The sequence below is a fragment of the Microcystis sp. LE19-10.1B genome (genome assembly GCF_027530565.1).
Lineage (GTDB): Bacteria > Cyanobacteriota > Cyanobacteriia > Cyanobacteriales > Microcystaceae > Microcystis > Microcystis aeruginosa.
The window spans coordinates 33,326-58,491 of the sequence record NZ_JAPZQM010000148.1 but is presented as its reverse complement, the minus strand read 5'-3'; the positions used below and the strand labels follow the sequence as shown (position 1 = coordinate 58,491).

The following is a 25,166-nucleotide window of genomic DNA, read 5'->3' as shown; positions in this document are numbered from 1 at the left end:
ATCCTTATCTGGCAAGAGACTTAATTGATTAGTTCGCTCTAGATAAAAAACAATTGACAAAAATCGCTAAATGCCTTTCTCTATAAGGGTTCCATCCCTTATAACCCCCGTCCATTGCATAACACAAACCGAAGAGCCTTTATTGTAAACCAATCTTACACAGCCCAAAGTGCGCCGCAATAGCGACTCTTGTTCGGGTGTGGGGTAAAATCGAAACGAATAGGCTTTTTCCATGTCTCACATTCTAGCATATATTTCGTAAATGTTCTAATATTTAACAGTAAAGCCGTCGTAGAACGACGGGGTTTCAGACCCAAATTTTCGATGACTGCGATAATCATACCGTTACTGCGGTTTAGCACTCTGTGCAAGATTTTTACGACATAAGAGTACATATACGGAAGGAACAAAATATAACGCTATTAAAGTGGCGCCACCTAACCCACCAACAATACTAATCGCAAGAGGTGGCCAAAAACCACTGGGATCAAATAATAAAGGGATAAACCCGATAATCGTGGTTAAGGTGGTTGCTACCACATGACGAGTAGCTCGCATAACCACATTTCGAGTTGCTCGACGTGAACCAAGGCTGGCTTGAGCATCATGACGCAAAGCGTCAAGAATTACGATTGAATCATTAACACAGATTCCTAACAGTCCAATGATCCCTAAAATCGCTGTAAACCCAAAAGGATAATTAAACAAGGCCAATGATCCTAAGCCTAGTCCTAAGGATAAAATCGCAACAAGAATAATAATACTTGCCATACGGAAAGAATTAAAAGTGAGGACTAAACTGGCCACCATAACGATCGCTAAAACCCCAAGAGTTGCAATCAAATTACTTAAAGCATCCTGACGTTCTCCTTGTTCTCCGCCAAAATCCCATGAATAACCATAGGGTAACTGAAAATTACTCATTTCTAATCGTTTTTCAAACTCAGAGAGTACTTGTTCCGGTAATACACCAGCCGGAATAAAACCCTGTATGGTATTCATCCTTTGGCCATTACGACGTGAAATAGCAACAATATCGGGGACAATTTCCACATTTCCCACCGCTGATAAGGGAACAATTGTCGATGAAGTTGCAGAATTTCCTGAAGATAAGAGGTTTAATGAGCTAATTTCAGCTAGATTGCTCCGTTGACTATTAGAAGTCCGAACTCTCACAGGTAGTTCTTTTGTTCCTTCTAAAATCGAGCCTCCGACTGTTCCCTCTAAACTGGTGTCTAATTGACGAGCAACGGCTCTTTTATCTAACCCTGCTAAACGTAGCTTTTCTTCATTAAGATTGACAGCTAATTTGGGCAAACTTTCGCTTAAAGTGGCGCGAGTATGGATAATATCAGGGGTTTTAGCTAATTCGGCGCGAACTTGATCGCCTAAAGCCTGTAATTGGGCTAAATCTGACCCATATAAGCGTAATTCAATCGGTGCATCAAAAGGAGGACCCTGTTCTAATTGTCGGACAATAATTTGCGCTTGGGGAAAGGCTTGATCTAATTCTTGCTGTAAGGTGCGAATTAACGCACCCGACTTGACGTTTTTCTGAAGTTGAACAATTCCTTGAGCATAATTAGGAGATTGTTCTCGATTTTGTAAGACATTGTAGTAAAAAGAGGGCGCACTTTTCCCAATAAACCATTGAACGTCTTGAATTTCAGGATGCTGTAAGATTAACTTTCGGGCTTGCATCACTTGAGACTGGGTTTCGGGTAAAGACGCACTGATGGGTAATTCAAAGGTTAAATGAAATTGTTCGCGATCGGTGGGGGGAAAAAACTGTTGTTGTAGGGTAGGAAAGCTCATAAAACCCCATAAGGGAAGAATAAGAATAAGGGCGATCGCTAATAAGGGACGTTGAAAAGTGCGATCTAAACTCCACTTATAAAGATAGGTTAAACGAGAATGGGTAAATCCGCTTTGCCACCAATATCCATTTGTGGGGGTTGGTTGCCAATGATGTAATCTTCCCGCTAAGGCAGGAATCACGGTGACAGATAGAATAAACGAGCTAATTAGGGCTAAAATTACGGTTACTCCAATCGTTCCCGTAAATTCTCCAGTTGCTCCTGAAGCGGTAGCAATGGGCAAAAAAGCGATAACACTGGTAAAGGTAGAAGCGAGTAAGGGAATAAAAATATGATGTACGGTAGTAGCAACGGCTTTGAGCGGTGATATACCTTCTTCTTCTTTTAAAGCCATTTGCACCTCATCAACCACAATAATCGCATTATCAATTAATAATCCCAAAGCGATAATTAACCCTGTCACCGAAATTTGATGTAGGGGAATGCCTAACACCTTCATACTGCCAAAAACCATCAAAACTGATAAAGGAAGGGATGTTCCCACGATTAAAGATGATTTCCAGCCCATGATCACAAAGGTGATCCCAAAAACTAAGACAGCCCCCATGATCAGGTTTGATAAAACCGAGTCCAGTTGTTGCTGCACATAACGACTTTGATTAAAGATAATGTGTAGGCCAATTCCTTGAGGAAGGTTTTTTTCAAATCTTTCTAACTTAGCCTTGGCGACTGTCATCCAAGAATCTAAGCGTCTATCAGATTCCACAAAAGCAGTAATTGCGATCGCCCGTTTTCCCTTAATCATCGCGACTTCTCTGGGCGGATCTTCAATTCCTTTACTAATATTTGCAATATCACCTAATCGCACTACTTGACTAGACGAACCTGATTTAATTGATAAACGATTTAAACGGTCTAAAGAATCTAATTCTCCTTCAATTTCCAGCAATAAGTTACTTTGTTCGCTTCGTAATTGGCCGGCAGCAACTTTGGCATCACTTTCTAAGATTTGTTGAGATAGGGACTGTATGGTTAATCCTAAATGGGTTAATTGTTGGGGAGCAACTTCAACTCGAATTTCCTCCGTAGGATTGCCAAATAATTCAACTTTTTCTGTTCCTTCAATTAACCGTAAATCATCTTCTAATTCTTGCGCCCAACGGCTCAAAATGCCATAATTCGGAGGGCTTGATAATTGCCAAGTTAAAGCAACAATTAAGGCGTTGGCTTTGGGTTTTGATTCTTCAAATTCAGGGAGAGAAGTTCCCGATGGTAATTGAGAAACAGCATCATTGACTTTATCACGAATTTGTGACCAAACGGGATCAACATCGGTAATTTGGTCATTTAATTCAATGGTAATGCTGGAGAAGCCAAGCTGAGAGGTAGAATCAATATTTTGAATTTCTTCGACTTCTAGTAAAGCTTGTTCTAATTTATCAGTAACTAGCGTTTCTACTCGTTCAGGGGTTGCGCCTGGAAATTGGGTGTTAATGACCGCAAAACGAGGGGTTAATTCGGGATCTTCCATACGAGGTAAACTGAAAAAGGAAGATAAGCCCCAAACGGCGATCGCCAAAATAGTTAAAACTAATAATCGGACGTTTTTATAAAAGATGGAAGACATAGGAGAATGATGAATTAAGAATTGAGAATTATGAAGTTCGGGGGAGAAAGTAATAAGTAATAAGTAGGGTTTGCGGCAAAAAGTTTTTCCTGGGGGCAGGGTGTGGGGTGTAGGGTGTGGGGTGTAGGGTTTTACCCATTTTCAGGTGGTCAATTACCTAATTTTCAGGGAAAAAGTCCAGGAATTTTCTCCGCGATCACTCCCAGATCTGGTACTTTTTGATTTCCCAAAAGTCTAAAAGTCTTACCCAACAAGGTTTTTAGATTTATTCAGCAAACCCTAAGTAGGGAGGCACAATTATTTGTCGGATGGGTTAGCGGTAGCGTAACATAATCGGGCGTTGGGTTTCATGCTTCAACCCAACCTACGTTCTGCTCACTGTTTACTGTTTACTGATTTTTACCTTTTGCCCCGAAATAATGCGATTTGTGCCATTAGTAATCACTTTTTCGGTTCCGTCTAATGTTCCTCGCACGAGAACTCGCTCCCCATCGGTGTATAAAACCTCCACATCCCGACGTTCTACGACAAATCCTTGGGCTGCATTCCCATCTCCTAGGACATAAATCGACCATAATCCTCGAATTCCCTTAACAAGAGCGGTACTAGGTAGCCAATAACCCGAAGTATTAATGTTTTGTTGCCATTTCCAGGTGACAATTTGTCCAGTGGTTAGCAGCGGTGAGGTAGCCTCGCCGCTACTTCCTGCTCCTTTAACTTGAAAAACCACCGTCACGGTACGACTAGCAGCATCTAGTTCAGGTAAAATTGCCTTAACGGTCGCTGAATAAGATTTTTGGTCAATTTTTAGGGTTTGTGATTGTCCGAGCTTAATCTCAGAAGTCAGGGACGTAGGAACACCAATATGGGCTTTAACGCCGTCTAATTGTACCAAACGCACCACCCCTTGACCCGCTTGTACCGCCGTTCCTTGATCGAGATAACGTTTTTGAATTTTGCCCGAAAAAGGGGCTTTAAGAACGGTCTTTTCTAAATCAAGTTCAATACTAGCTAAACGACTATCTAGCTGTTTAATAGCTGCTTTTTGGGCTTCAATCACTTCCCTGCGAGTCCCTGCTAACAACTCATCCAGTTGACTTTGAGCCTGTTTAACCCTTGCTCGCTGTTGAGTTAAGATTTCAGGGCGTGTTCCTGCTAATAGCTCATCTAATTGGCTCTGGGCTTCATTAACCCTTGCCTGTTGACTATCCATATCTGTGACCACTTCGTCAAACTGTTCAAGAGAAATAGCCCCTTGCGTATAAAGATTCTGTCGTCGCTCCCGTTTACTACGAGCCAAAGCTAATTGTGCTTGCAGGGTTTTCAAACGCGCTTGGGCTGCCGCAATGGTTTCAGTGCGAGGTCCCACTTCCATCTCTTGTAGTTGAGCTTTTTCTTGAGCCAAATTTGCTTGGGCTGCGGCAATCGTTTCAGCACGAGAACCCGCCTCCATTTCCTTTAATTGTGCTAAAGCCTGTTGTTTTTGGGCTAATAAGTCTTGTGTTTGGGCGATTAATTGACGGTCATCTAAACGAGCAAGGGGCGTTCCTTGATTCACCCATTGTCCTTCTGTCACCAGCAGTTGAGTCATTGTTCCTCCTCGTTCAAACCCTAAATCACTGGTATTTTGAGCGACAATTTCCCCAGTGTAAGTTCGAGACTGTTGATAAGCATTGACCTGTACTAGCCGGTCAATTTCAACGGGGAGAAGATGTTCATTTTCGGCAACCGAAGGGGCGATTGGTTGAGTTGGTTGACTCATTGACCCAATCCCATAACCAACTCCTAACAATAAAAGTCCCCCAAGATACCATCGCCGAACCCCTTGGAAACGGCGTTTTGATTGTTTTTGAGGTTCAGAAGAGGTGGCAGTGATTTTTAGGGGATATTCCGACATAGGAGGTGACATAGGATGGTTATCTGGCATAAGTCTATTCATTAAAGAATTTAACGTGAAGACGGGGATGGGTCTCAGCTTATCTACAACTGCTGTCCTATTCTTTCCGAATTTTATTTTTCAAACGACACCCTACGGCAATAATGCCTAAACTCATTAAGCCAAGGGTAACAGAAGGTTCAGGAGTCGAAACAATTCTCAGTTGCAGGGGAAATTGAATAGAAACCACGGGATTTAATGGGCCAATTGAGGGATCGATAAAAACGTCATCTGGGACAACGGCGGCATCTTCACTGACTAATTGTACTTTATTAGAACCCACATCGACTAAGAAAGCATTGGCTAATCCGTCAAATTCTCCGAGCAGGCCAGCTACCTTAGAAACACTAAAGGGATCACTAATAATCGCTTCAGAGTCATCATCAGGAGCGGTGGTTGCGCCATATTCTAAGAATGAATAAATATCGCTATAACCAAAGCTAAGAATTTTAGTGTTGTCCAACAATAAAAAGCTTTCCACTTCCTTAGGATTAGCGGCATAAATGCGTTCTTCTAGAGAAGACGTAGGAGAGGAAAAATAGTTCTCTCCATTAATATCATTTCCTAAATTCCAACTCTTGGTAAAATCCCCGTTTTTAGGACCAAAACTAAACCCAATACGATCGACATTAATACTGTTATTGGTGAGGAAAGTCGCAAAGTTAGAAAATCCTGTAATATTATTTAACAATGTGGCGGCTCGGGTTGCTCCTAAAGGATTAACCAAATTTTCGGGACTAAAATCAATCCCCGCAGCATAATAGGGGGCTGGATTTCTGGGTGAATTTAAAGCGGTTTCAGTGTGACCGGCGCCATAGCCCACAAATCCTTGAGGAGTCGGGTCTGTTCGTTTTCCAAATAACCGCAAACAGTTATTAGAAGCAATAGGCCGAGTTGCAATAAATTGGATGGAACTAAAATCAAATAAATCACCTGTTTCACAACTAGCAGCACGAGTGGGAAGGGGAGCTAATAAAGTGGCTGTTCCAGCGGTAGTTAGCCCAAGCAATAAAGCAAAATGACGCATAGACATGAGTTTTTTCCTAATTCAAAATAGAGAGATTATGAAAAACCTTTTGTGGTTTTTGCTGATCAGCATACTTCTAAATTGCTGAAGATTAGAGATTTAGATAGATTAATTTTAGATTTGATGATTAAGTTTTTTTAAGTTCAATCTATCTAGACATCATCTAAGTAGGGAGGCACAATTATTTGTAGGATGGGTTAGCGGTAGCGTAACATAATCGGGCGTTGGGTTTCATGCTTCAACCCAACCTACGTTCATCTTATATTTAATTCCACCCACCCACTTATATCTAGTTTAAAATAGGAAAGTCCTCAGCAAAATGGAGAATCTTTGGCAGAAGACGACTTTGACTGCGATTAACAGCCCGAAGGTATCGACTAATGTGAATCTCTTTCTTCCTTTGGCTCTTCGGTTTGTGTTATGCAATGGACTGGGGTTATAAAAGATGGAACCCTTATATACAAGGGCATTTGGCGATTTTTCTCAATTGTTTTTGATCTAGAGCGAACTAATCAATTAAATCTCTTGCCAGATAAGGATTTAGTCGATTTATGCCCCCATATCGAACCATACCAAGTCCCGAAGAGCCCTTCCTTTAATCCGTTTCCCCGCATCATAACCCACCTCTTGATTAATCATCGTGGCGGTTTTGACCGATTGGCTGTCTAAAACTCCCGCGCTCGCCGCCGTTAGATGACCTTCCATCGTCCTGACGTAATCCCGGAGACAGTTATGGATTTTCAGCCATGTTCCGTCTTGAGTCCACTTTCTCAAGTAGTAGTAAGCTAAGACGCATCTTAACCGCCTATCCTTAGATTAGCTAAATCTCCCCTAATCCCTTTACTTTTGCCTCTTGCAAGAGTGCAAGAGTGCAAGAGTGCCTCATCTCAACAAGCAATTTAAATGCGCGGGCAGCTTATACTGTCCCGTCAGGCGGGTAGTCCTGGGGCAGCCACCGCCACGCGCATTACCTACAGAGGACGTAAAATAGGGCGTTGATGACACCGATGCAAAAGTTAGTTCGGGTCTAGGTTTTAAGAAATTCCGCCCAAGAAGATTCATATCTCAAATCAGCAACGCCTTGCATGACTACTTACTATAATTTGAAGTGCGGAATGTGGGTTTTAAAAATTTGCGGAAAGACGCATCTCCGCTTGTAGATCAAAGACAAGCTCAATACAACACTTTCCGAGACGGAACATCCCATGCAATCACCGAAAGGCTTACTGTATAAGCACTTCAACCCTAGTAGTTGTACTTGAGCGATCAGCCAAGTGCTGTAATTTCCTTATCAAGAATTAAGAAGATCAGGAAATCAGTTTTGTCTGTGATGGAGTGAAAACCATCTTTTGTCAAAAAATTATCTATTTTGAAAATTATAGGAACAGTCTCATGCTTTTAACTCCAAACTGTAACCCTCTTAACTCCCTTAACTTCTCTCATTCTACGACTAACTTTCTTAATTCCGTCCCTCAGCAAGAAATAGCTGAATCCATATCTGTTATTCAATATTTAATCAATCAAATCCCTGAATCTGTATTGTGGATCGATTCCCAAGGACGGATTAAGCATTACAATGATGCGGCTTGTGCTTTATTGGGATATTCCAGAGAACAGTTATCTAATTTGACTATAGAAGAAGCTGCTCAAGATTTTTTAAACTCAGATTGGTCTAGATACTGGAAATTAATTCAACGTCGAGGTTTTGGACGTTTGATCACACACCATCCTTATTATGGGGATCATCAATCCCTCGATATTACGGTTAACCTTCTCAAATATGGAGATCAAGATTATATAAGCATAGTAGCTCGTTCCTTAAATTTTCTAGAATCTGAAAAAGATGGCTACGCTTGCAGAATTCATCCTTCTGTTAACTCAAAACAAGCTCCTCAATCGTTGATACAGCCTTCTTCTACCCCGCAACCGAATTTCTTTGATTCTTTGGCTTCTTTCTACCCTAATAGTTCTCAATTAAAACCCGTTTTTGAGTTTATTGAGGCAAATTATAGTCAACCGATTACCCTCAATGATGTGGCTGGAGCGGCTGGTTATTCTCCTGCTTATTTAACCAATTTAGTTAAGCGTCGCACCGACAAAACGATTATTCATTGGATTGTGGAACGAAGAATGCTAGAAGCCCGATCCTTGTTACTGAAAACCCATGAGTCAATTACCAAAATTGCCGCCACCGTTGGGTTTACTGACCCCTATTATTTTTCCCGTCGCTTTAGTCAGTTACATAAAGTATCTCCTAAACGTTGGCGAGAAAAATATCAAACTCAAGTAGCTTAAATGATGGCTGAGTTTTAGGTTTTAGGTTCTAAGTATTTAAACTTTACACCTTACATAATCATGATTGAGGTGGGCAATGCCCACCTTAGTAGTGCTTAAATTATCCCTGTTTGATGGCAGAAAGATAAGGAGATTGACGAGAGAGTGAAAGGGTAATACCTAGTTGGGATAAATCAACCATTTTATCTTTTAGGATAAACCCTAAGCCATATTTTTCTACCACAGGAAGCGGTAATTTGGCGGCATGACTATAAACCACTCTAACGGTATCTTTGCTTCCTTTATTGGGTAAATTATTAGGTTTTTTTTGAACAGATTCACCTAAAAACTGGAGAGAGCTACAGGTTTTATTTGCTTGTTGGGCAATGTGGAGAAATTCAGAAATTGCTTGCTCTAATTCCTGTGTCAAGGCATTAATCTTCTCACCAACTTCCAACAGTTGATACTCCTGTTTAGATAACAGTTTTTCTAGCTTATCTTGCAGTTCTGTTTCAAGCTGTACAACGGCTGAAGTTAATAATTCTTGGAGCATTTGCGGAGATTTATGAGCGGTTTCAATCGGTTGAGTAGTGGAATAAATCTCTGTAACAGATGGGTTAAGAACATGAGTCTCTATCATAATTTTTACCTAGTAACTAGCAACTTAACTTTGTTACCTTTTATTGTAAGAAAAAAGGAGTTGAAATTTAATGGATAATATTTTGTATTGTCTGCTAGGTTTTTCGATTATATTTATATGGTAAAAATGTACTAAACTTGACCATAAAAAATAGGAATAAAAAAAATCCAGTTTTGGCGAAAAATAAAACATGGCTGATCAATGGATAGAGGAATAAACTAGGAATATAAGTTAAGCAATCTTAGTTTGCTAAAACACTTTTTTCACGTTAAAGGAACTTAACCCATGATGACAACTGTTCAATCTCCTTCTACCGTTGAAGACATTCAAAACTGGCTCGTTGATCAGTTTGCTCAACAACTCGATGTTGACCTTGATGACATTGATATTGAAGAACCTTTTGATAATTATGAACTCGACTCACGAAAAGCGTTAGTTTTATTAGGACGCTTAGAAAAATGGCTCGGAAAGGAATTAAATCCTGTGGTCATTTTTAACTATCCCACCATTGCTGAATTAGCAACCCGACTAGGAGAATTATATCTTTAACTTTTTCTTGTATTCTTTCTTATTCACTCTCTTCCTCATCACATTTTAGGAGAATTTCACCAATGGTTGCTACTAACACTAATGAGTATGATGTTGTGATTATGGGAGCAGGTTTCGCCGGGGTCTGTCAAGCAAGACACTTACTTCTAAATGTTCCCAACATTAAAATTGCACTCATCGATCCTCGTCCAGAAGAAAGAACTAATAAAGACCTCAAAATTGGCGAATCAATGGTGGAAATTGCCACCCTATTTGTCTGCAAAGAATTGGAACTATATGAGTATATGATCGAAAATCATCCTCCCAAATTTGGACTAAACTTCCATTGGCCGAAAAAGAAGGACAAAACGACTACCACTGATGATTATTATCATATTTGGAATAATCGTCAACCGCCTTTGGCTTCCTTTCAAATGAACCGGGCAAAATTTGAACGGGATCTCCTAAAAATGAATAAAGCGATGGGAGCAACTTTTTATCAAGGTCGAGTTGTAGATGTTGATTTAACCTCAAAAGATGAACTCAAAACCGTTATCGCTAAAGTCGAAAATGAACAGATAACTCTCAAAGCAAAGCACGTTATTGATGCCGCAGGACGTAAGTTTATTATTGGTCAAAAAACCGATAATCTCCTATTTGGAGCAGATAATTTATTTGGAGTTGATACGGGATCGGCTTGGGTACGGGTTAAAAATGTAGATCGCACCATTTTTCATGATGGTTATGACCCTTATGGAGCAACTTGTAGCCATTATTATGCTACCAATCATTGGTTTGGTCATGGTCATTGGTTATGGATGATTCCCACTGAAAAAGACTCCCAAGAAATCTCTATTGGAATTGCTCAACATCGCAGTGTTATTGCCAACGATCAAATTAATACTCAAGAGAAGTTTTATGCTTTCCTAAAAGCCAATCACAATCTACTTTATAGCTTAGTCACCTCTGGCGAAAATGTCGATTTTCATTATCTTCCTAGAGTTTCCCATACTAGCAAAACGATGTTTTCTCAAGATAATTGGTATGTAGTTGGAGATGCTGCTTGTATTTTTGATCCCTTTTACTCTTTGGGAACAAGTATGATCGCTTTTGCGATTGAAAGTATCACGGAAATTATTCGTTCTCAACTTGCAGGAGAAGCGGATACAGAAGAAAAACGGGCTGCTTACAATGACTTTAACCTTACCTATACTCGACTCAATAATCATCTCATTGAACACCATGATAAACAATTAGGTCATGCTAGTATCATGAGTTGGCGTATTTATGCCGAATATATGTGGTGGTTTGGGATTCAAATTCCCCTTTATGTCGGCAAATGGCATTTAGATTCCGGCTTTATTTCCCGTTATGTGCCAAAAGTTCAAGCGGATATTAAAGGATATTGGCATCATCTCTATGAACAGTTTAACCAATTAGTTGAGCAGAATAAAAATATTGGTTTTATGGATGCTCATCGTACTGATCAATTAATCTGGGGTTATCATACCCTTAAACACTTTGATGACTTTATCGAAAATACCAAACTGGAACCACGACGGTGCAATGTTTTTGCTGGAATTAAAGCGACCAGTTTTTATACGGCAGTTTGGTATGTAAAGTTCCTCTGGAAAGGATTTGGTTTTTCAGCTTTTCTCAATCGCAAAAATCTTTCCTATCTGTTGGGACATCTGAATGGTGCAGTTCAATCAGCCATTACGGAAATGGTCTATAAATATTTGACTCGTAACCTTCCTGATAATAGTCAAATTGAACTGACTCGCCAAGAATTTACCAACTATCGTTATCGACCTCAACTGAATACTTGGGTAACGGAAAGCGTCGCAAAATCACCTGAGAAAGTTCCTGTTAATGTGTAGTTAAACATACGGAATTGGGGGGGTGAAATTAAATCATAACGATTCACTTATCAAGATTTTTGCTCACCCTACTCATTTAAGGGAATTATTTTGTTTCTCTATTTAAGTAAATTGCTGTTTATTAATTACGGAGTCTCTAAACTATGAAACCTATTGCAATTATTGGGATTGGCTGTCGTTTTCCTCAAGCCAATAATCCTCATGAATTCTGGAAATTATTATCCCAAGGAAAAGATGGAATCACCGAAATTCCTAAGGAGCGCTGGAATATTAATGAATATTATGATGAGAATCCTGAAACACAGGGGAAAATGAATTCTCGTTATGGGGGATTTTTATCGCAAGTTGATGGGTTTGATGCTAATTTTTTCGGAATTTCCCCCAGAGAAGCCGTATTAATGGACCCTCAGCAACGCTTACTCCTAGAAGTCGCATGGGAAACCATTGAAGATGCAGGAATAACACGGGAACAATTGGCAGGATCGAAAACAGGTGTATTTGTGGGAATTGCCACAAACGATTATAGTCGCATCCATGCAGGATATAGCCACCATCCCCAAGGCTATGATTTAACAGGAAACTGCACAAATATCGCAGCCGGTCGTCTTTCCTATCTTTTTAACTTAAAAGGTCCTAGTTTAGCGGTAGATACGGCTTGTTCTTCCTCTTTGGTCGCAGTGCATCTCGCTTGTCAAAGTTTATGGAATGATGAGTCTTCAATGGCGATCGCATCAGGGGTTAACCTGATTTTATCCCCTATTGGTAATATTGCGTTAAGCAAATTGAAAGCCTTGTCTCCTGATGGACGTTGCAAAACCTTTGATGAAAGTGCCAATGGATATGTGCGAAGTGAGGGAGTCGGTTGTATTATTCTCAAACCGTTGGCTCAAGCGATCGCAGACAATGATTCCATTTATGCGTTAATTAGAGGAACTGCTATTAATCATGATGGACGCAGTAAGGGGTTAACGGTTCCTTATGGACCAGCACAAGAAAGCTTGGTTCGATCAGCCTTGAAAAATGCAGAAATTGAGCCAAAAGAGCTTAATTATGTGGAATTGCACGGGACTGGAACATCTTTAGGCGATCCCATCGAAGCGATAGCCTTGGGATCTGTGTTAGAAGAAGGACGAGACAAGGATAATCCTTGTTTGGTGGGATCGGTAAAAAGTAATATAGGACATCTCGAAGCAGCGGCAGGAATTGCCAGTGTGATTAAGATGGCACTCTCCCTGAAAAACAAGCAAATTCCGCCCAGTCTGCATTTTAACAAGCCGAATCCTTATATTCCCTTTGATAAGTTACCCCTTAAGCTTCAATCATCTTTAATTACCTGGCCACAACAGGAAACAACCGCCAAGGTGGGAATTAGTTCTTTTGGATTTTCGGGAACAAACGCTCATCTTATCTTGGAAGAAGCTAATTTATCTCACCAAGAACCAATTGCCTTAACTTTCCCTCATTTACTTCCTTTATCTGCCCATAGTCAAGAAGCGGTCAAAGATTTAGCTCAAAATTATGAAGATTTCCTGAAAGATCAAGCTTTAACCGCTGAATTTGTCCAGAATCTTTGTTATAGTGCTAGTTTAAGACGGACTCATCATGCTCATCGTCAGGCAGTTCTGGTTCATTCTCCTGAAGAATTATTGAAGGGTTTAAAAGAGTTAGAAACGATTGATTTATCGACTCAATCTAAGCCTTCAAAACGTAAAACCAACATTGCTTTTGTCTTTTCTGGCCAAGGACCTCAATGGTGGGCAATGGGACGGGAATTATTAGCAACAGAACCGGTTTTTCGCTCTGTTATTAAACAATGTGATACTTTGATTCAAAAGTATGCTAACTGGTCATTATTAGCGGAATTTAATGCGTCTGAAGCTCAATCTCGTTTACAAGAAACAGAAGTTTCTCAACCTGCTTTATTCGCTTTACAAGTTGGATTAGCTAAATTATGGCAATCTTGGGGGATTAATCCTAAATCTGTGGTTGGTCACAGCTTGGGAGAAGTTGCAGCCGCCCATTTTGCGGGAATTCTAACTCTTGAGGAAGCCATTCATTTGATTTGTCAGCGCGGACAGTTGATGCAGCAAGCAACAGGAAATGGAAAAATGCTTGCGATTGAATTACCTGTTAATGAGGTAGAAAATTTAATGGCTGCTTGGGAAAATAAATTAGAAATTGCTGCCATTAATAGTCCTTATTCAACGGTTGTATCTGGGGAGTCTCAATCGCTCGATCAATTAATTGCTGAATTGTCCCAAAACCATCCTCATATTTTCTACAAAGAACTCCCTGTTAATTATGCTTTTCATAGTCAACAAATGACTACTTTTGCGGATAAGTTAGTGAAAAAATTAGGAGAGCTTCAGCCTCAAAAAAGCACCATACCAATTTTCTCAACCGTAACAGGTGATCAACAAGAGGGGACATTATTTAATGCCGCTTATTGGGGACAAAATATGCGTCAGACGGTACGTTTTAACCCTGCGATTGAAGCAATGATTAAATCTCGTCATACTATCTTTGTTGAAATCAGCCCCCATCCTGTTTTATTGGGATATATTAAAAGTACCTTACGAGAACAAGATACTGAGGGATTTGTTTTACCCTCTCTAAGACGAGAACATTCTGAACGGGGAACGCTATTAAATTCTTTAGGAAAGCTCTATACTTGGGGACAGTCGATTAATTGGGAAAAATTATATCCCGAAAATTGTCAGTTTGTTAAGTTACCGCTTTATCCTTGGCAACATGAATCTTATTGGGTAAGTGATGCTAAACCTCAATTTAAGTCTGTTTCTTCTGCTTCTAGTTTACTTAATTTATTAGTTGAAGGCAAAACTGAACAACTAACGGAACAGTTAAATCAAAGTGTTCAATTATCACCTGAAGTCAAGCAGTTTTTACCACAATTATTACAGTTATTGGTTGGGGAAGATGCAACAATAACAGGCAAAATGCCTATCCTACAGGATGTGAGTAAAAACTGTTATCAAGTGGAATGGCAACTCAGTCCTTTAAACTTAAAAAATAAGCCTTCTCAAGGAGAACGGTGGTTAATTTTTAATGATAATCAAGGAGTTGGTAAAGCCTTAGCAACAACGCTAAATGATGCTTATATTTTGGTGTCTTCTGGTCAAACTTATCAGAAGTTGGTGTCAGGTCATTATCAAATTAATCCTAATAATGATAAGGATTTTCAACGGTTGTTACAAGATCTAACTGAACCAATCACCAAAGTGGTCTATTTATGGGGGTTAGACAGCGATATTAACTCCCAACCCTCTCAAACTCGTTCTTATGCCAGTTTATTGTATCTAACACAAGCTTTAGCTCAATTTAAAACTAAAGAACCCCCTAAACTTTGGGTCATAACACAACAAGCACAACCGGTGAATGATGCTGTTAAACCGCTTAAAATAGCGCAAACGTCCTTATGGGGAATGGGTCAAGTCATTGCCCTTGAATATCCTAATTTATGGGGAGGATTGATTGATTTAGAAGAAAAACAACCATCGTCTCAAGCAATTATTGCTGAAATAACAGAAAATCTAGGAGAAGATCGCATCGCTTTTCGGGATCATCAACGATATGTTGCCCGTTTAGTACCTAATAAAGCAATAAAAAGCTCAAACATCAATTTTAAGAAGACAGAAGCCAGTTATCTCATTACTGGTGGCTTAGGCTCTTTAGGATTAAGTTTAGCAGATTGGTTAATTGAAAAAGGTGCAAATCATTTAATCTTAACCAGTCGGCGAGCCTTAGCTGACCATTCAACGGATAAACAGGTAAAAATCAAAGCTTTAGAGGATAAAGGGGCTACTATTCAAGTAATTGCCGCTGATGTCAGTGATTATCAACAAACCCGTCAACTTTTTCACCAAATTCAAGAAAATTGTCCTCCCTTACAGGGTATTATTCATGCGGCAGGGGTTTTAAGCGATCGCACCATTGACAAGATGGATTTCCATTGTTTTGAGAGCGTATTTAATCCTAAAGCAGCAGGAGCCTGGAATTTACACCAACTTTCTCAAGATTTATCCTTAGATTTCTTTGTTTGTTTCTCTTCCATATCTGCTTTAATCGGATCACGAGGTCAAATTCACTATGCCGCTGCCAACCATTTCTTAGATGGTTTAATGCACTACCGTCGAGAGTCTGGACTCACAGGGTTAAGCATTAACTGGGGACCTTGGGCTAAAGGGGGAATGGCCACGCAAGGCTATGAAGAAGGCTTAAAACGCCTGGGAATCAATCCATTACAACCTAATTTAGCCTTGGATACTTTAGATGCTCTAATCCATGGTAATGTTACTCAAACAATGGTAGCAGAGATTGATTGGTCTAAGTTTAAAACGATTGTTGCAGCAAAAGGACGGGTGGCTTTCTTAGAAGCGTTATTCAAGCAAGATCAGGATAATTTTGGGCAAACGGTCGAGAATTTCCCCCAAACCATCCAAAAAAACCCTCCTCACCGACGAGTCACCCTATTAACCACTCGTTTACAGCAAGAAGTAGCGCAAGTCTTAGGAATTCACGGAGATACTTTACCAGATACTGATCAAGGGTTCTTTGAGATGGGAATGGATTCTTTAATGTCCGTAGAACTGAAACATCGTCTAGAAGGCTTATTTTCTGTCTCTTTACCTTCCACCTTTGCTTTTGAGTATCCCACTATTGGTGATGTGGTGCAGTATTTTGTCCAAGAAGTATTTGCTTGGCAAGATAATTCAGAAAATTCTCAGATTTCTTCGGAAACCGAGTCAACGGACGTTGTAGTACTCCACCAAGCCCTTGCTGAATTGGAGTCGCTGTCAGAAGTAGAAACAGAAGCCCTAATGGAGCGAGAATTGGCGGAATTAGAAGCATTACTTTAACAGTTATCAGTTATCAGTTAAGTAGGTGGGTGGAATTAAATATAAAATGAACGTAGGTTGGGTTGAAGCATGAAACCCAACGCCCGCATGGGTTACGCTACCGCTAACCCATCCTACAAATAATTGTGCCTACCTACTTATCAGTTATCTGAATACCTAACACCTCACACCTAATATCTAAGGAGCATTTTAACATCATGGGTTCTCATCACCAGAAAACAGAATTAACGCCGTTACAAAAAGCAGTTATTGCGCTTAAAGAAGCTCGTAACAAGATTGAAGCCTTAGAACGGCAAAAAAATGAACCGATCGCTATTATTGGCATGGGGTGTCGTTTTCCGGGGGGTGCAAATAGTCCAGAGGCGTTTTGGGAGCTATTATCAAGGGGAAAAGAAGCAATTGTCCCTGTTCCTAGCCAAAGATGGGATGCTGAGGCTTATTATGACGAAAATCCCGATCTTCCTAACAAAACTTATGCTCGTTATGGTGGGTTTATTGACGCGGTAGATCAATTTGATCCGCAATTTTTCGGGATGACTCCCCGGGAGGCGATCGCACTAGACCCTCAACAACGATTATTATTAGAGGTAAGTTGGGAAGCGTTAGAAAATGCCGGAATTGCACCTCAGAAGCTGACAGGGACGCAAACAGGCGTATTTGTGGGCATTGGCTTGGATGATTACGCAAAACGGCAAATTAAGCAACAAATTCCCATTGATGCTTATACGGGATCAGGAAATGCGTTTTGTTTCGCTTCAGGTCGCTTATCCTATTTTTTAGGGCTACAAGGACCCAGTTTAGCCATTGATACCGCCTGTTCTACCTCTTTAGTCACGGTACATCTGGCTTGTCAAAGCTTACGCAATAGAGAGTCAAATTTAGCTTTAGCAGGGGGAGTTAGTTTAATGCTATCCCCGGAGGTGACGTTATATCTTTCTAAAACCCGCGCTTTGTCCCCTGATGGTCGTTGTAAAACCTTTGATAAAGATGCAAATGGCTATGTGAGAGGGGAAGGCTGTGGAATGGTGGTCTTAAAACGCTTTTCTGATGCTATAAGCGATGGAGACAACATTTTAGGGGTAATTAGAGGCTCGGCGGTCAATCAAGATGGCCCCAGTAGTGGTTTAACGGTTCCCAATGGATCAGCGCAAATGGCAGTTATTCGTCAAGCATTGGAGAATGCAAAAGTAAAACCCGAACAAATTAGCTATTTAGAAGCACACGGGACAGGAACAGCGTTAGGCGACCCTATTGAAGTACGGGGGATTAACAATGTACTATGCAAAGATCGTTCCACTGATAACCCCTTAATGGTGGGTTCAGTAAAAACGAATATCGGCCACCTAGAAATTGCAGCCGGGATGGCCAGCCTATTAAAAGTCATTTTATCCCTAAAAAATCAAGAAATTCCCCCCCATCTTCATTTTAAAGAACTTAATCCTGATTTAGCGGCTGCTGCAACCGCTCTCAAAATTCCTACCGCTTCTCTGCCTTGGCAGCGAACAGAAGAACCTAGAAGGGCCGGAATTAGTGCATTTGGATTAAGTGGCACAAATGCCCACATTATCATCGAAGAACCGCCTCAATTAAGCTTTAATCCTTCTGAAGTGGATCGTCCTGCTCATTTACTCACTCTATCAGCGAAAAGCGACGATGCTTTAGATGATTTAGCGCAAAAATGGGTCAACTATTTAGAGAAAAATCCTCAATTAAACCTAGCAGACTTAGCTTTTAGTGCCAACACGGGACGAGGACAATTTAACCATCGTCTGGCAATTTTGGCAAAATCAACCCTTGAAGCCAAGGACTCTTTAACAGCATTTACGCAAAAACAACCTTGTTTGAATGTTTTCAGCCAAGCAGTTGCAAAAAGTCGTCAAAATAAGATTGCTTTCTTGTTTACAGGACAAGGTTCTCAGTATGCAGACATGGGACGACAACTGTATGAAACTCAACCCACCTTTCGTCATGCCTTAGAGGAATGCGATCGCTTATTGCAACCTTACCTAGAAAAGTCCTTATTAGAGGTTTTATACAGTGATTCTAGCTTATTAGACCAAACTGCTTATACTCAACCCGCCCTATTCGCCATTGAATACGCATTATATAAATTATGGCAGTCTTGGGGCATTAAACCTGATGGGGTTTTAGGTCATAGTGTGGGGGAATATGTGTCCGCTTGTGTTGCAGGGGTTTATTCTCTCGAAGAGGGAATCAAGTTAATTGCCGAAAGAGGACGCTTAATGCAGTCTTTACCCCAAAAAGGCGCAATGGCGGCCATATTTGCCCCTATTGAAACAGTAAAATCTGTTATTTCTCCTTATGGGGATCAAGTTGAGATTGCCACTATCAATAGTTCGGAAAATATCGTTATTTCGGGTGACAAGGAAGCGATTAATCGGATTAAAGCGGATTTAGAATCACAAAGCATTGAAGTGCGTCTGCTTCAGGTATCTCATGCTTTTCATTCCGGGATGATGCAACCGATATTAGCAGAATTTAAAGTGATCGCTGCTAAAATTAGCTATAAAACACCCCAATTAGATTGGATTTCCACCGTCACAGGTGAAGAAATCAGCCAAGCAGTAACAGAGGACTATTGGTGTCAACAAGTGCGTCAATGCGTCCAATTTGCCCCAGCAATAGAAACCTTAGCCAGCCAAGGTTATAATCTATTTATTGAAATCGGCTCTCATCCGATTTTAACGAGATTGGGTCAAAAAACCTTAGCAAACCCTGATTATCTGTGGTTATCTTCCCTACAACGAGGACAGGATGATTGGCAAATTTTATTACAAAGTGTGGCAAAATTAGCCGTTTCTGGGGTTAATATTGATTGGAATGGCTTTGATAAAGATTATGCTCGTCTTCGTCTTCCTTTACCTACTTATGCTTTCCAAAAACAACCCTACTGGTTAACCGTAGGGGAGCCTAGTTTGCGCCCAACCCAAGAGACAGAAACCTTAGAAGGGCAAGACTTACACCAAAGCCAAGAAAGAGAAACTGTAGGGGTGCCAGACTTGCGCCCAACCCAAAAACAAAACGAAACCAAGGCTGAAAGCTTAGAAAGTCAATTAATTGCTTTAATAAGTCAAATTACGGGTTTAAATCCTCAGCAATTGAGTTTGAATGTTTCCTTAGAAGCAGATTTAGGGTTAGATTCTATTATGATGACCCAATTAATGAACGGGTTACTATCATTAATTCCTGAAGAGCAACGTAGTCAATTTAGTGAAACCTTTTCCCTACGCCATTTAATGCAAGTCTCCAATCTTCAGGAATTATTAACCATTCTTCAATCTCATACTTCATCCCCCAAACCTCAAATCTCTAACCCTAAACCACAAACCAAAAACCTGAAAACACAACCCTCGAATCTGGTTCCTATTCTCCATAGTCAAATTCCCTTGTTAATGAGTTATTGGAGTCTCAATTCTAATAGTTTATTTACTAAGGTTAAAATTGCAGGAGAATTTGACTTAAATATTGCTCAACAAGCATGGAAACTGTTAATTAATCGACATCCCATGTTACGGGCGCAATTTCAGATTCCAGAGGATGCCACCTGCTTTGCAGACTATCAATTAGAAGTGCTAGAAAACCCCATTCCTCCTGAAATTATTGTTAAAGATTTCACCACTTTAACTCCCGATGAACAAGGGGAGAAAATTGAAGAAGAAATCTATCATTGGTTAAACTATAACTGGTCTTTAACGCAATGGCCACTGCATGGATTTTCTGTGCTTAAATTATCCGATCAAATTCATCAATTATTTTTAGGGAATGAACACTTAATTTCAGATGGGTTAAGTAACCATGTCATGATGCGGGAATTCTTGGAAATTTACCGGGCTATAGTTGCTAAAGAAACGCCAAATCTTCCCCCTACATTGACTGTAGAAGATTATCGAAAACAGGTTCAATTAATGAACGATTGGCAAGATATTGAGGAAGATCGAGCCTTAGCAGAATACAATAATGCTGTGTCTGGAATGTCCTATCGTTGGCAACCTAAACAGCAGAAAAATGCTCAAAAATCTCCTCTCTTTTACAATCAAAAGTATCTACTTTCAGCAGAAACTACCTCTCAATTAATCGACAAAACCCGTCAATGGCGAGTCCCGATGAATGCACTATTATTAGGTGCATTTCTAAAAACTATGTCACAAATAGATTCAAAAGCTGAAAATATCGGAATTTCGATTCCCACCAGTGGACGAATTTACCCCGAAGTAGATGCAACAGGTGTGGTTAGTAGTTTTGCTCAAAATCTGGCATTAAGTTTTGCTAAACCTCAATCTGAGCAAGATTGGCCGACCTTTTTAAGCCAAATTCAGCAAACTGTACAACAACATATTGGCACCGGTTTAGATCGGGCGCAAACTCGTCAAATGGGAACAATTTTTCGAGACAATATTACCCTAGAAAAGGGTAAAATTCCCCCTCATAGTCTTTCTTTAATACAGGAGGCTTTAAAGTCTAATTTATACCTTCCTTATACGGGACAAACTCACCTGCAACCTCAGTATGATGCTTTATCAATTACTGACTATCAAGCAGGAGGAATGAACGCAACTGGAACAATTGATATTCTGCAAGAAATCTTTAATAATCGTCTTCATTTATTTGCAAGTTACGATTACCATCACTTTGACTTATTGCTAATAGATCAATTAATGACAGCCTATGTCAGCCAAATTGAAGAACTAGCCAATTTACCCGTGCAAGATCAAGTTATTATTTCTCATTCTTCCTCTATTTCTCTTAATACAGAGATTGAAGAAATGCTACGACAAATAACTTCCGAAATTTGTCATTGGACAATTGAAGAAGACGAAATAAGTGATGATTTGGAGGCAGATTTAGGACTAGATTCTTTAGAACGCATTCGCCTTGTTACCAAGCTAGAAGGGATTTATGGCAAACAATATCGCCAAGACCTTTTAAATTGTCGTACCTTGCAAGAAATGGCTGCTATTTTAGCCCCATCTCAACCTTCAATCGTCAACAGCTATTCGTAAAATATAGCCCGACAAATTAATGTTAGGACGAAGAAAAATATGTCATTCCTGCGGTAGGTAGGAATCCACAAATATTTATGATATCCTGAACTTTTTTTGTCCGGCTATACCTCAATCAGCGAAGGTTCGTTATCAGTCCTTAATGGCTACCTTTTAAAAGACCAATGGGCGCAAGCCTTGCGCCCCTACCACCTAACATCTAATAGAGGATTATTCTTATGGCTTTTTCCCCCGAAATTCCCTACTATAAAATTATTAAACAAGCACAATTAACCCCTGATGCGATCGCTGTTTTAGATGAGACTTGTCCCCTAACTTATCAACAATTAGACCATCTTTCTAATCAAGTTGCTGCTTATTTACAGACTCAAGGTGTTAACCCCAATACCAGAGTAGGAATTATGACGGAACGAAATCCAGGCATGATTATTGGTATTTTGGGAATTCTTAAAGCCGGTGGCTGTTATGTACCCTTAGATCCCGATTATCCCGTCGAAAGATTGCGTTATATTCTTCATCATGCCACTATCGAGATTTTACTTACCGAACATCAGGTAAGTGAACAGTTAATTTCTTGTGTGACAGAACCTTTACCCTTGCAAACCGTCCTCTTTTTAGATGAAGGAGAAAGATTAAACAAAATTAATGATTTAACTCAGATTACCACTTCTATCTGGCAAAAACACAGTAAAGAATCCATAAATCTTTGTAATCGTCCTGAGGATTTAATGGTAATTCTTTATACGTCTGGATCAACAGGACGGCCAAAAGGGGTAATGTTAAACCATCGCGGTTATATGAATCGTCTAGAATGGATGCAAAAGACATTTTCCCTGAAAACAGGCGATCGCATCGCACAACGCACCTCTTTTTGTTTCGATATTTCCGTATGGGAAATTTTCTGGACGTTAATGGAAGGTGCAACAATATGTCCCGTCAAACGCGAAGTAGTCTTAAATCCTTGGGAATTTGCTGCCTGGATTAAAAAGACTAAAATTAATGTAATGCACTTTGTTCCCTCCCTCTTTGGGGAATTTATCAGTGCGATTGAAAACGAATCTTGGACATTTCCTGATTTACGCTGGTTAATCTTTAGTGGGGAAGCTTTACCCATGTCTTTTATCCAAAAATGGCTTGATTGTTATGGATTAAAGACAGGTTTAGCCAATCTTTATGGACCGACAGAAGCCTCCATTGATGTGACTTACCATATTATTACAGAACGTCCTGACGAACGCACCAGCAGCCAAATTCCCATCGGAAAAGCGATCGATAATGTCTATCTCAAAGTGTTGGATGATCAGATGCAACCTGTTAAACAAGGGGAAATGGGAGAACTTTGGCTTGGTGGCGTACAATTAGCGTTAGGATACCTCAAAGATCCTGAAAAAACCGCTAAAGCGTTCTGTTCTAATCCTTTTTCTGATGTCTCTGGTGACTATATTTATCGGACAGGTGATCTAGTCAAGGAATTACCCGATGGTACGCTGGAATATCATGGACGTATCGATAATATGGTCAAAATTCGGGGTTTTCGCATTGAATTAGGGGAAATTGAGAGCATCTTAACCACTCATCCCAATGTCCGCGAGGCCGCCGTTTTAGCTATTGATTACGGTGAAGGACAAAAACGATTAATTGCTTGTTTATCGGGGGATAAAATCAAAAACCGAGTTCTCAAAGCACATTTAGAACAAAAACTCCCCCATTACATGATTCCTCAACGATTCGCTTGGTTTCCACAACTTGCTAAGAATCATAACGGAAAGTTAGACCGTAAAGCATTAGCCGCCGAATTACTTGCTCCTCCCGCTGCTCCCCCTACTCCTTCTCTTGTCCCCCTTGGACCGGCACAACGTTGGTTAGTCAACTATTTTGAACCTCCCTATCAATGGTTCGGTTATACTCGTTTTCTCTATCATCAGTCTTTGAATCTTGATATTTTCAATCAAGCTGCTAATCTTTTGGTGCAACGTCATGAAGCTTTTCGGACGGTTTGCCTACAAAATCAAGGTAAATGGCAGCAATACTTGATCAATGATCCTCAACCTATCCTGGCAGAGTATTGGGATGGAAGCCACTTAACAGAAGCAGAACGTAATGCTAAAATTCAAGCTCAAATGTCAGATTTAGCTAAAAAAATCCAGATTGACCGTTGGCCACTCACTGCCACTCTTGTCGTTAAAGTTAGTCCCTATTGCTACGATATTACGATGGTCGCTCACCACATCATTGCTGATATGTTAAGTGCAACCCTCTTGTTTAAGGAACTTTGGAGTGCCTATCATCAATTATTGGTAGGAAGTGATCCGACTTTTCCTAACCCTAATCCTCAGTCTTACTTAGATTTTGTGCAAGTCTTGAGGGATGAGGAGAAAAAAGGAACAATGAACGAACACTTGAATTATTGGAAGGAACAATTTCCCGATGCAGAGAGTCGCTTTGAAGTCCCCGTCGATCATGTCAAAGGCCCAAATATTGAAGCTTCTGCCGAAAGTGCGCGATTTGTCCTAAGTAAAGCGCAAACTAAACAGTTATTAAGCCAAGGCAAGGCTTATTATCAGTCTAACTTTTATCCTATTCTCCTTGCTCCTTTATACCGTTTATTAGGTGATTGGAGTCAACGCCAACAGGTGGTTATCAGTCATCGTAGTCATGGGCGAGATTTAGGCGAAGGTCAGTCTTTTATGGAAAGTATGGGCAATTATGCTGTAAATTTTCCCATAGGCATTAATTTATCCACTTCTACGACTTGGCAAAAAACTATCAGTACCATCAATGAGCAGTTTGAAAGCTTACCAATGAATGGCGTAACTTATGATTGGATAGGTGAGTCTTTACCTGAATATCTCTATCCTGATAGTAATTTAACCCCAGTAAGGGCTAATTATCTGGGAAATCGTTCGGTTCCTCTCTCTGACTTGTTTGAGTTTGTTTATGGCGAGCGCGATTGTCGTTTATCGCCACTGGATCAAAAACGTACCACATTGATTGAATTCTTTTTCCTAATCATAGATGGTCAGTTAGAGATAAGAATTGAATATTCTCGTAATTTCCATCTTCCTACGACCATTGAAAAAATCGGACAAGATTACCTCATTCTTCTTGAGGAATTAGTGCCTATTGGTGTTGCTGATTCCTAACCTTTCAGGGGGGAGTGTCAAGCAGTCCGTGGCATTGACTCATATTAAATCCGTTTGATTAAGTCAGGAGAATACTTTGGCAAAAGTGCTACCTCGAAAATGTCTTGACTATCGTACCCCGAATGAGGTATTCCCCAAAGGTAGATCAGATAGTGATGCAATTCAGACTTGAATTGGCGTCACCAAGAGCGTGATGGACTGCTCTAGTTACCAGATTTTTCCCCCCCCGAACGCTTACTAAAAATCATCCATTTGTGAGAGTAGATCATCCATTGTATAAACTTGGAACTCTGCCTAAACTGAAGCTAAAGGGAATCAAACAATTCTTTGTTCATTCTTTAAGAACTATTCGTTGTCTCTACAGACTGCTATATTATTGATTGGAGAACACACCTA

At 40.2% G+C, this 25,166-nt stretch carries 11 protein-coding genes and 1 pseudogene; 7 read left to right on the top strand and 5 right to left on the bottom strand.

Going from position 1 to position 25,166, the window contains the following annotated elements; translation table 11 throughout:
- Positions 1-111: 111 nt before the first annotated feature.
- The 4 genes and pseudogenes from O9332_RS05375 to O9332_RS05360 form a co-directional block, all read right to left on the bottom strand.
- Positions 112-234 (bottom strand): annotated as a pseudogene (locus O9332_RS05375) (helix-turn-helix domain-containing protein); the annotation flags it as partial.
- Positions 235-345: 111 nt separating this feature from the next.
- Complete coding sequence (locus O9332_RS05370; protein ID WP_288024104.1) at positions 346-3,444, bottom strand: efflux RND transporter permease subunit; 3,099 nt, start codon at positions 3,442-3,444, stop codon at positions 346-348.
- Positions 3,445-3,826: 382 nt separating this feature from the next.
- Positions 3,827-5,353, bottom strand: coding sequence for an efflux RND transporter periplasmic adaptor subunit (locus O9332_RS05365; RefSeq protein WP_288024102.1), 1,527 nt, complete (start codon positions 5,351-5,353; stop codon positions 3,827-3,829).
- A gap of 85 nt (positions 5,354-5,438) precedes the next feature.
- Positions 5,439-6,413, bottom strand: a complete 975-nt coding sequence (locus O9332_RS05360; protein WP_002761899.1) for a hypothetical protein — start codon at positions 6,411-6,413, stop codon at positions 5,439-5,441.
- A 414-nt stretch (positions 6,414-6,827) separates the two neighbouring features.
- Between O9332_RS05360 and O9332_RS05355 the strand changes: the two genes are divergently transcribed.
- Both O9332_RS05355 and O9332_RS05350 read left to right on the top strand, forming a co-directional pair.
- Entirely contained in the window at positions 6,828-7,076 is a 249-nt protein-coding gene (locus tag O9332_RS05355) for a hypothetical protein (RefSeq protein ID WP_288024099.1), read from the top strand.
- A 723-nt stretch (positions 7,077-7,799) separates the two neighbouring features.
- On the top strand, positions 7,800-8,702 hold the full coding sequence (locus tag O9332_RS05350) for a helix-turn-helix domain-containing protein (RefSeq protein WP_288024096.1): 903 nt from the start codon (positions 7,800-7,802) through the stop codon (positions 8,700-8,702).
- Between the two features lie 100 nt (positions 8,703-8,802).
- Here the strand turns inward: O9332_RS05350 and O9332_RS05345 are convergent, their stop codons facing one another.
- Positions 8,803-9,321, bottom strand: a complete 519-nt coding sequence (locus O9332_RS05345) for a hypothetical protein (protein WP_002761905.1) — start codon at positions 9,319-9,321, stop codon at positions 8,803-8,805.
- A gap of 288 nt (positions 9,322-9,609) precedes the next feature.
- Between O9332_RS05345 and O9332_RS05340 the strand changes: the two genes are divergently transcribed.
- From O9332_RS05340 to O9332_RS05320, 5 genes are all read left to right on the top strand, one after another.
- The gene (locus O9332_RS05340; protein ID WP_080603650.1) at positions 9,610-9,870 is read left to right on the top strand and encodes an acyl carrier protein; all 261 of its coding nucleotides are present in this window, start codon (positions 9,610-9,612) and stop codon (positions 9,868-9,870) included.
- Positions 9,871-9,932: 62 nt separating this feature from the next.
- A complete protein-coding gene (locus O9332_RS05335) occupies positions 9,933-11,729 on the top strand; it encodes an NAD(P)/FAD-dependent oxidoreductase (RefSeq protein WP_288024091.1) in 1,797 nt (598 codons plus the stop codon).
- 143 nt (positions 11,730-11,872) lie between these two features.
- A complete protein-coding gene (locus O9332_RS05330) occupies positions 11,873-16,606 on the top strand; it encodes a type I polyketide synthase (RefSeq protein ID WP_288024089.1) in 4,734 nt (1,577 codons plus the stop codon).
- A gap of 197 nt (positions 16,607-16,803) precedes the next feature.
- Positions 16,804-21,627: a type I polyketide synthase gene (locus tag O9332_RS05325; RefSeq protein ID WP_288024086.1), complete on the top strand. Its 4,824-nt coding sequence runs from the start codon at positions 16,804-16,806 to the stop codon at positions 21,625-21,627.
- 218 nt (positions 21,628-21,845) lie between these two features.
- Complete coding sequence (locus O9332_RS05320) at positions 21,846-24,770, top strand: amino acid adenylation domain-containing protein (RefSeq protein ID WP_288024083.1); 2,925 nt, start codon at positions 21,846-21,848, stop codon at positions 24,768-24,770.
- The last annotated feature ends 396 nt before the right edge of the window (positions 24,771-25,166 follow it).

Bases quoted from the DNA above. Each gene is read 5' to 3' on its own strand.
- O9332_RS05370 (WP_288024104.1), bottom strand. From the start codon at position 3,444: ATGTCTTCCATCTTTTATAAAAACGTCCGATTATTAGTTTTAACTATT.
- O9332_RS05365 (WP_288024102.1), bottom strand. From the start codon at position 5,353: ATGTCACCTCCTATGTCGGAATATCCCCTAAAAATCACTGCCACCTCT.
- O9332_RS05360 (WP_002761899.1), bottom strand. From the start codon at position 6,413: ATGTCTATGCGTCATTTTGCTTTATTGCTTGGGCTAACTACCGCTGGA.
- O9332_RS05355 (WP_288024099.1), top strand. From the start codon at position 6,828: ATGCAATGGACTGGGGTTATAAAAGATGGAACCCTTATATACAAGGGC.
- O9332_RS05350 (WP_288024096.1), top strand. From the start codon at position 7,800: ATGCTTTTAACTCCAAACTGTAACCCTCTTAACTCCCTTAACTTCTCT.
- O9332_RS05345 (WP_002761905.1), bottom strand. From the start codon at position 9,321: ATGATAGAGACTCATGTTCTTAACCCATCTGTTACAGAGATTTATTCC.
- O9332_RS05340 (WP_080603650.1), top strand. From the start codon at position 9,610: ATGACAACTGTTCAATCTCCTTCTACCGTTGAAGACATTCAAAACTGG.
- O9332_RS05335 (WP_288024091.1), top strand. From the start codon at position 9,933: ATGGTTGCTACTAACACTAATGAGTATGATGTTGTGATTATGGGAGCA.
- O9332_RS05330 (WP_288024089.1), top strand. From the start codon at position 11,873: ATGAAACCTATTGCAATTATTGGGATTGGCTGTCGTTTTCCTCAAGCC.
- O9332_RS05325 (WP_288024086.1), top strand. From the start codon at position 16,804: ATGGGTTCTCATCACCAGAAAACAGAATTAACGCCGTTACAAAAAGCA.
- O9332_RS05320 (WP_288024083.1), top strand. From the start codon at position 21,846: ATGGCTTTTTCCCCCGAAATTCCCTACTATAAAATTATTAAACAAGCA.